Origin of the sequence: Longimicrobium sp. (assembly GCF_036554565.1) — a bacterium.
Taxonomy (GTDB): Bacteria; Gemmatimonadota; Gemmatimonadetes; order Longimicrobiales; family Longimicrobiaceae; genus Longimicrobium.
The window spans coordinates 1-8,147 of sequence record NZ_DATBNB010000485.1 but is presented as its reverse complement, the minus strand read 5'-3'; the positions used below and the strand labels follow the sequence as shown (position 1 = coordinate 8,147).

Sequence of the window (8,147 nt, the reverse complement as noted above, 5' to 3'; positions counted from 1 at the left end):
GCCGAAACACGTGGCGTGCTGACCAGCAACCTGCGATCGTTCAGCGTGGGCGTGGGCGGCAGCTGGGCCTTTCCATCGGACATGCGCCGCCCCGTGATGCCGCCGCCCGCCACGCCGCCGACTTCCAACTCGACCATTCGCTGATGGCCATCTCTCGTCCTCCCGTCCGGCTGGCCGTGCTGGGCGCCGGCTCCGTCGCCCAGGTGGTGCACCTTCCCATCCTCACGCGCATGCGGGGCGTGGAGGTGGTCGCCGTGGCCGACCGCGACGCGCACACCGCGCGCACCATCGCCAGCCGCTTCGAAATCCCCACCGTCTCCACCGAGGCCGAGCAGGTGCTCACCGACGACGTGGACGGCGTGGTGGTGTGCACTCCCAGCAACCGCCACGAAGAGCAGGTTCGCGCGGCGCTCCGGGCCGGCAAGTTCGTGCTCTGCGAAAAGCCCCTGGCGCTGACCGGCGACGGGGTCGCGCGCATCATGGACGAGGAAGGCGCCGAGGGGCGGCTGATGGTGGCCATGAACCAGCGCTACCGGCCCGACACCGCGGCGCTTCACCAGTTCGTCTCCGGCGGCGAGCTGGGCGACGTGTACTACCTGAAGACGGGGTGGCTGAACCGGTACCGCCCCAAGGGCCGCACCTGGCGGGAAAGGAAGTCCACGGCGGGCGGCGGCGCGTTCATGGACCTGGGGCTGCAGATGCTGGACCTGGCCCTGTGGACCCTGGGCTACCCGAAGCCCGAGCGCGTTTCGGCGCACATGCACTCGCCCGCGGGGAGCGAGGTGGAAGACTCGGCCGCGCTGGTGCTGCGGCTGGAGGGCGACCGGCTGATCAACCTGGACTGCACCTGGAACCTGCTGGCCCGCAAGGACCGCCAGTACCTTCACGTGATGGGCACCGCCGGGTCCGCCTCCCTTTCGCCGCTGGCGGTGTTCAAGGACATGCCCGCGGGGCTGGTGGAGGTGACGCCCCCCGTGCAGGCGTCGCGCGAGAACGCGTTCACCGCCAGCTACCGAAACGAGCTGCAGGCGTTCGTGGAGCTGGTGCGCGGCGACCGCACGGTGGCCGCCCCCGGGGAACACCTTGTGCTGATGCGCCTGGTGGAGGCCGCGTACCGCTCCGCGGCCGAACGGCGCGAAGTCGCGCTGTAGGGCCGCGTACGCGCGCCCTGAAGACATCCGGAAAGGGAGGACGAAGAGAATGGCGGACCTGAAGGCGTTGATCGACGGATTGAACGAGGACCTCGCGGCCGAGTACCAGGCCGTGATCATGTATCGCACCTTCGCCAGCCTGGTGACGGGCCCTTGGCGGATGGACCTGCGGCCGTTCTTCGAGAACGAGATCCCCGACGAGCTGGGCCACGCCGCGTTCCTGGCCGACAAGATCGTGGCGCTGGGAGGCATTCCCACCACGCAGGCGCAGCCGGTGCCCATCCCCCGCGACAACCGCGAGATGCTGGCGGTGGCCCTGCAGGCCGAGGTCGACACCATCGAGCGCTACACCAAGCGCATCCAGCAGGCGGAAGAGGCGGGCGAGATCTCCATCAAGCTGCAGCTGGAGAACCTGCTGGTGGACGAAAGCCAGCACCGCGACGACATCCGCCGCATGTTGGAGGGGTGGAAGGAGTAAGTGCGGGAGTGCGTTAGTGCGTGAGTGCGTGAGTGCGGACCGGCCCGGGTGATGAAACCCGGGCCGGTTCGCTTTTGGAGAACCCTGGTGGGGAGCGGCGCCGGGCGGCTTCATCGGCCCGCCGGCGAATCTGCCGAAGCGCCTCTTGTCATCCCGATAGAGCGGCCAAGGAGAGCCTGCCCGCACGTCGTGGACAGCAGCGACTGAGGGATCCGCCACACACTCGGCATACGGGCGCCGGAACCGCCTCCACACCGGATCTGTCCCCTTCTAGGTCGCCTCGTAGAAGCGTCAGCATCGGTGGGTCACGCGCGGTGTGTGGCGGATCCCTCGGTCGCTGCGGATTACGGGTCATGGGCAGGTACCGTGTGGCCGCTCCGTCGGGATGACAATGGCGCGTGTGGTACTGACCGAAGCGCAATCGAATTCTCCCCTCTCCCGCTTGCGGGAGAGGGGCCGGGGGTGAGGGCAGCCGAGGACTGCGCCGGCCTCTGTCGAAACGCACCATCGCCTGTGCGGGTTCCCGCCTCTCAAGCTCTATCTCGCTGAACGCACCAAACTGGCTCCCTTCCCCCTCGCAGTTTGCGGGGGACGGGCTGGGGATGGGGGGCGCCCGCCCGCACGCCACGCCCGTCGTCGTCGCACGGTCGCTCGCTCGCGCCTCCCGAATCGACCATCTGCGGCGGGTTGCCCGAATCCGCCACATCCGCTAGTTTTGATGATTCTCCGGCTGCCCGTATCGCGCGAACCGTCGCGCGGGGGCGAGCCACTGTTTCAAGCCGACGAACCGACAGGTGGTGGCGATATGAAGGCCGACATTCATCCGACGTACAACACCGCGAAGGTGCACTGCGCCTGCGGCAACACCTTCGAGACCCGCTCCACCAAGGGCGACATCGGCGTCGAAGTGTGCAGCAACTGCCACCCGTACTACACGGGCAAGCAGAAGCTGATGGACACCGCGGGACGCGTGGAGCGCTTCCGGCAGCGCTACGCCACCGCCCAGTAAGCAGACGAAAGAGAGCCGGGGCCGCGCCCCGGCTCTCCGACTATCCGGCCCCGACGAGGCGCCGCCGCGGTCGTGCGAGGACGTTCGCTCCCGCACCTCCGCACTGACGCACTCACGCACGACCCCATGGAAGACCGCATCTTCGACGCGCAGCGCAGGTACGACGACCTGTCCGTTCAGCTGGCCGACCCCTCCATTCACGCAGACCCCAAGCGGCTGCGCGAGGTGTCGCGCGAGCATTCGCGCCTGTCCGGCATCGTCGAGGCCGCCGCCCGGCTGCGGCGCGCCCGCGAGGAGCTGGACGGCGCGCAGTCCATGCTCGCCGACGCCGCGGGCGATCCCGAGATGGCCGAGATGGCCCGCGCCGAGGCCGACCATCTCACCGGCGAGGTGCGGCGGCTGGAAGGCGAGCTGAAGCTGCTTCTCATCCCCCGCGACCCGCTGGACGACCGCGACGCCGTCGTCGAGGTGCGCGCCGGCACCGGCGGCGACGAGGCCGCCCTTTTCGCGGGCGAATTGTTCCGCATGTACTCCCGCTTCGCCGACCGGCAGGGCTGGAAGCTGGAAGTGCTCAGCGTGTCGGAGGGTACCGCCGGCGGCTACAAGGAAGCCGTCTTCATCGTCCGCGGGGCGCACGCGTACGGCGACCTTCGCTACGAATCCGGCGTGCACCGGGTGCAGCGCGTGCCCGCGACCGAAACGCAGGGGCGCATCCACACCTCGGCCGCCACCGTGGCCGTGCTGCCCGAGGCGGAAGAGGTGGACGTGCAGATCAACCCCAACGAGCTGAAGATCGACGTCTACCGCAGCTCGGGGCCCGGTGGCCAGTCGGTGAACACCACGGACTCCGCCGTGCGCATCACGCATCTGCCGACTGGCCTGGTGGTCACCTGCCAGGACGAGAAGTCGCAGCACAAGAACAAGGACAAGGCGATGGGCGTGCTTCGCTCGCGCCTGCTGGACATGCGCATCGCCGAGCAGGAATCAGCCCGCGCCCGCGACCGCAAGTCCCAGGTCGGCACGGGCGACCGCTCGGCCAAGATCCGCACCTACAACTATCCCCAGAGCCGGATCACCGACCACCGCATCGGCTTCACCACGCACGCGCTGCAGCAGTTCCTGGACGGCGCCATCGACGAGGTGATCGAGAACCTGAAGCTGGCCTCGCAGGAAGAGCGTGAGGACCGCGCGGCCTGACGGGAGCCGGCGCGCCGCATTGACGGGGCGATGGAAACGCACGAGTTTGCGCGCCGCGGGCCCCGATGGGTCCGCGGCGCTTTTCCGTGCCGCACACCGAGGCGAACGGCCTTGCAGACCGAGACCAAGCGCTGGACCCTCGTGGAGATGCTCCGCTGGACGGCGGAGTACCTGGGCGGCAAGGGCTTCCACAACCCCCGGCTGAACGCCGAGCTGCTGCTGGCCGGCATGCTGGGGCTCAAGCGGCTGGACCTGTACCTTCAGTACGACCGCCCGCTCAGCCCCGAGGAGCTGGCCGAGTTCAAGGCCCGCCTGCGCAGGCGTGCGCGCCGCGAGCCGTTGCAGTACATTGACGGAACAGCCGCGTTTCGTGAGCTTGTGCTCAAGGTGGACCCCCGCGTGCTGATCCCCCGGCCCGAGACGGAGCGCCTCGTTCAGGAGGTGCTGGACTGGACGGCCGGACGCGATGGGCTGGAGGCGATGGACCTGGGCACCGGCTCCGGCGCCATCGCCCTGGCCCTGGCGACGGAAGGCCCGTTCGCCCGGGTGGTGGCCACCGATCTTCGCGAAGACACGCTGGCCGCGGCGCGCGCCAACCACGAGTTCGCCGCACCTTCGACACCCGTGGATTTCCGGGCGGGCGACCTGTTCGAGCCGGTCCGCGGCGAGGCGTTCGACGTGGTCGTCTCCAATCCGCCCTACATCGGCGAAGAGGAGCGCCCCGCGCTGGATGCCGAGGTGGTGGACTGGGAGCCGCAGGCGGCGCTCTTCGCCGGGGTGGGCGGGCTGGACGTCATCCGCCGCCTCGTGGCGCAGGCACCCGATCATCTGCGCCCCGGCGGGCTGCTGGCGCTGGAGATCGGGGCGGGGCAGGGCGCCGCCGTGGCGCAGCTGATCGAGCGGACAGGCGCCTTCAACGCGGCGCGGTTGAAGCAGGACCTGGCGGGGCGCGACCGCTTCGTGCTCGCCGAGCGACTATGACAAGGACGTTTGGATGGAACCGATCTGGGAACGGGCGCGCGAAGTAGGCAGGCAGATCGCGCACAGCAGCGAATACGGCGCCATGAAGCGCGCCAGTGAAATCCTGCAGAACGACCGCGAGGCCGTAACGCGCCTCAACCGGCTTCAGCAGTTGGAGGCCGGGTTCGCGCGCGCCATGCAGGGCGGCAGCGAGCCCCCGCTGGAGGAGCAGGATGAGTACGAGCGGCTGGTGGGCGAGGTGCAGGCCATCCCCGCGTACCAGGCGTTCGAGGCGGCGCGCGCCAACCTGGACCAATTGATGGCGCGGGTGAACGAGGAAATCGAAAAGGGCATCCAGGCGGGCGAGCAGAGCCGTATCATCCTGGCCTGAGCCCCCACACTCCGCCCCATGAAGCTTCAGCCCAGCGCGCTGCGCGACCAGGGAACCCGGCTGCTGCAGCCGGTGATGGACCTGTTCGTCCGCACGGGGCTCACACCCAACGGCGCCACCACCATCGGCTTCGTGGTGACGGCCGGGGCGGGGATCGCCTACTTCTTCGGGCACCTGCAGCTGGGCGGGCTGCTGGTGCTGCTGGGCGGGTTCTTCGACATCGTCGACGGCTACATCGCGCGCCGGCGGTCGATGTCCACCCTCTTCGGCTCGTTCTACGACTCCACCCTGGACCGCGTGTCGGAAGTGGTGGTGCTGATGGGGGTGATGTCGCTGTACGTGGGCGACCGGCCCACCCTGGGCGTATGGTGGATGGTGTACGTGGTGGCGGCCGCGATCGCCGGGTCGCTGCTGGTTTCGTACACCCGCGCCCGCGCCGAGGGGCTGGGGATCGACTGCCGGGTGGGATTGATGCAGCGCGCGGAGCGAATCCTGCTACTTGGAATCGCCACGCTGTTCTTTGGAAGCTGGCGCAGCGGCGTGGTGCTCACCTGGGTGATGCTGGCCATGGCGGCGCTCACCAACCTGACGGCGCTGTACCGGGTCTACTGGGTTTACAAGTACACCAACGCCGCCCCGGCGGCGCGGCCGTAGGGCCAAGACACCAGTTTGAAAGGGTCTGTTTGACCGTGCGGAACGAACAGTACACGCCGCGGCCCGCCGACGGGCGCCTGGGGATCCTGCTCCCCGGGCTGGGAGCCGTGTCCACCACCTTCATCGCGGGGGTGGAGCTGGTGCGCCGCGGCATGGCGCGCCCCATCGGCAGCCTTACGCAGCTGGGCACCATTCGCCTGGGCAAGCGCACGGAGCACCGCGCGCCCGCCATCTCCGAGTTCGTTCCCCTGGCCGGGCTGGACGACATCGTGTTCGGCGCCTGGGACCCGTTCCCGGCCAACGCGTACGAGAGCGCCATGGTGTGCGGCGTGCTCAACAAGCACGAGCACATCGAGCCCATCTCCGACTTCCTGATGGGCATCGAGCCCATGCAGGCCGTCTTCGACCAGAGCTACGTCAAGAAGCTGCAGGGCACCAACATCAAGCCGGGCAGCAGCAAGCGCGACTGGGTGGAAAGCCTTCGCGACGACATCCGCTCGTTCAAGGCGCGCAACGACTGCGACCGCCTGGTAATGGTGTGGTGCGGCAGCACCGAGGTGTACATCGTCCCCGGCGCCGTGCACCAGACGCTGGAGGCCTTCGAGCGGGCGATCGACGAGAACCACGTGGAGATCGCCCCCTCCATGCTGTACGCCTACGCCGCGCTGATGGAGGGCGTGCCGTACGCCAACGGCGCACCCAACCTGTCGGTCGACATCCCGGCGCTGCAGGAGCTGGCCGAGGAGCGGGGCGTGCCCATCGCGGGCAAGGACTTCAAGACCGGCCAGACGCTGCTGAAGACCATCATCGCGCCGGGTCTCAAGGCGCGGATGCTGGGGCTGGACGGCTGGTTCAGCACCAACATCCTGGGCAACCGCGACGGCGAGGTGCTGGACGACCCCCAGTCGTTCCGCACCAAGGAGGAGAGCAAGCTCTCGGTGCTGGAGCACATCCTTCAGCCCGTCACCTATCCCGAGCTGTACGGCAAGTTCAGCCACGTGGTGCGGATCAACTACTATCCTCCGCGCGGCGACGCCAAGGAGGGGTGGGACAACATCGACATCCGCGGGTGGCTGGACTACCCGATGCAGATCAAGGTCGATTTCCTCTGCCGCGACAGCATCCTGGCGGCGCCCATCGTGCTGGACCTGGCGCTGTTCCTGGACCTGGCGTCGCGGGCGGGGATGGGCGGCATCCAGGAGTGGCTCTCGTTCTACTTCAAGAGCCCCATGCACGGCGAGGGATTGTATCCGGAGCACGACCTGTTCATCCAGCAGATGAAGCTGAAGAACACGCTGCGCTGGATGATGGGCGAGGACCAGATCACGCACCTGGGGCTGGACTACTACCTGGACGAGGCGGATACGCTCGCCGGGGTGTAGGGAAGTGCGTTAGTGCGTTAGTGCGGAAGCAGGGAACCCGGTCCTCGTTGGGCCGGGTTCTCGCGTTGGGGGCGGCCTCGCTCGGCGACTGAAGTCGCGGCAACAACGGCCCGAAGTCCGCCTTCGCGGACTGCATCCGCCGGGAACGTGCACGAGCCCAGCCGAGGCGCAGTTCAGGTCTCCCCCTCCCCTGCGCAGCGGGGGAAGGGGGCTGGGGGGCGGGCTGGGGGGAGGGGGCTCCCAGAGGCACGCGAGGCAGCCCGTCGCCCTGCACCCGAAGTTCCCCCCTCTCCCGGCGTAGTTTGCCGGGGGAGGGCCGGGGGAGTGGCCCACCCGAGGCGTGCACCGGCGGCCAGCCTCATCTGGCATGCAGTTCCCCCCTCTCCCGCGCTGTTTGCGGGGGAGGGGCCGGGGGCGGGGCCGGGGGAGGGGGGCCCCGCGCCTGCTTGTTGCATCGCTTCCTGTCCACACTCCGACGATTTCGCGTGTGCTGACGAGCGCACTGAGCAGCGACCCGAACCGAGCCCGATGCCGGACCTGCCGCTGACCCTGTACCGCGCCGACTGGGTGCTTCCCGTGTGCGCCGCGCCCATCCGCGACGGTGCCGTGCTGGTGGGCACCGATGGCCGCATCGCCGCCGTGGGCCCGCGGCTGGCCATCGAGCCGCCCGAGGGGGCGGTGATCGAAGACCTGGGGCCGGTCGCGCTGATGCCCGGGCTGGTGAACGTGCACGCCCATCCCGAGCTCGCCATGTACCGCGGCGCGCTCGAAGACCTGAACTTCCGCGACTGGATCCTGCGCCTGGTCGGCTCCAAGCGCGCCGCGCTCACCGAGGCCGACTTCCACGCCGCCGCGCGCTGGACGATGGTCGAGGCGGTGCGCTCCGGCATCACCACGCTCGCCGCTACCGAGTCGTCCGGCGCTT

Annotated in this window: 9 protein-coding genes; all 9 read left to right on the top strand. The window is 69.2% G+C overall.

Going from position 1 to position 8,147, the window contains the following annotated elements; genetic code table 11:
* Positions 1-143 precede the first annotated feature (143 nt).
* The gene (locus tag VIB55_RS13270; RefSeq protein ID WP_331877132.1) at positions 144-1,151 is read left to right on the top strand and encodes a Gfo/Idh/MocA family oxidoreductase; all 1,008 of its coding nucleotides are present in this window, start codon (positions 144-146) and stop codon (positions 1,149-1,151) included.
* A 49-nt stretch (positions 1,152-1,200) separates the two neighbouring features.
* Positions 1,201-1,629, top strand: a complete 429-nt coding sequence (locus tag VIB55_RS13265; RefSeq protein ID WP_331877131.1) for a ferritin-like domain-containing protein — start codon at positions 1,201-1,203, stop codon at positions 1,627-1,629.
* 805 nt (positions 1,630-2,434) lie between these two features.
* Entirely contained in the window at positions 2,435-2,638 is a 204-nt protein-coding gene (gene rpmE / locus VIB55_RS13260) for a 50S ribosomal protein L31 (RefSeq protein ID WP_331072602.1), read from the top strand.
* Positions 2,639-2,764: 126 nt separating this feature from the next.
* The gene (prfA, locus tag VIB55_RS13255) at positions 2,765-3,835 is read left to right on the top strand and encodes a peptide chain release factor 1 (protein WP_331877130.1); all 1,071 of its coding nucleotides are present in this window, start codon (positions 2,765-2,767) and stop codon (positions 3,833-3,835) included.
* 111 nt (positions 3,836-3,946) lie between these two features.
* Complete coding sequence (gene prmC, locus VIB55_RS13250; RefSeq protein WP_331877129.1) at positions 3,947-4,816, top strand: peptide chain release factor N(5)-glutamine methyltransferase; 870 nt, start codon at positions 3,947-3,949, stop codon at positions 4,814-4,816.
* Positions 4,817-4,829: 13 nt separating this feature from the next.
* On the top strand, positions 4,830-5,186 hold the full coding sequence (locus tag VIB55_RS13245) for a YlbF family regulator (protein WP_331877128.1): 357 nt from the start codon (positions 4,830-4,832) through the stop codon (positions 5,184-5,186).
* Positions 5,187-5,204: 18 nt separating this feature from the next.
* Positions 5,205-5,840, top strand: coding sequence for a CDP-alcohol phosphatidyltransferase family protein (locus VIB55_RS13240; protein ID WP_331877127.1), 636 nt, complete (start codon positions 5,205-5,207; stop codon positions 5,838-5,840).
* Positions 5,841-5,875: 35 nt separating this feature from the next.
* Positions 5,876-7,222 carry an inositol-3-phosphate synthase gene (locus tag VIB55_RS13235; RefSeq protein ID WP_331877126.1) on the top strand — a complete coding sequence of 449 codons (1,347 nt, stop codon included), beginning with the start codon at positions 5,876-5,878 and terminating at the stop codon, positions 7,220-7,222.
* A 528-nt stretch (positions 7,223-7,750) separates the two neighbouring features.
* On the top strand, positions 7,751-8,147 hold a 397-nt coding region (locus tag VIB55_RS13230), incomplete at its 3' end, for an amidohydrolase family protein (protein ID WP_331877125.1).

Excerpts from the sequence above, each read along its gene's own strand:
- prfA (WP_331877130.1), top strand. The coding sequence starts at position 2,765 with ATGGAAGACCGCATCTTCGACGCGCAGCGCAGGTACGACGACCTGTCC.
- VIB55_RS13270 (WP_331877132.1), top strand. The coding sequence starts at position 144 with ATGGCCATCTCTCGTCCTCCCGTCCGGCTGGCCGTGCTGGGCGCCGGC.
- VIB55_RS13240 (WP_331877127.1), top strand. The coding sequence starts at position 5,205 with ATGAAGCTTCAGCCCAGCGCGCTGCGCGACCAGGGAACCCGGCTGCTG.
- rpmE (WP_331072602.1), top strand. The coding sequence starts at position 2,435 with ATGAAGGCCGACATTCATCCGACGTACAACACCGCGAAGGTGCACTGC.
- VIB55_RS13265 (WP_331877131.1), top strand. The coding sequence starts at position 1,201 with ATGGCGGACCTGAAGGCGTTGATCGACGGATTGAACGAGGACCTCGCG.
- VIB55_RS13245 (WP_331877128.1), top strand. The coding sequence starts at position 4,830 with ATGGAACCGATCTGGGAACGGGCGCGCGAAGTAGGCAGGCAGATCGCG.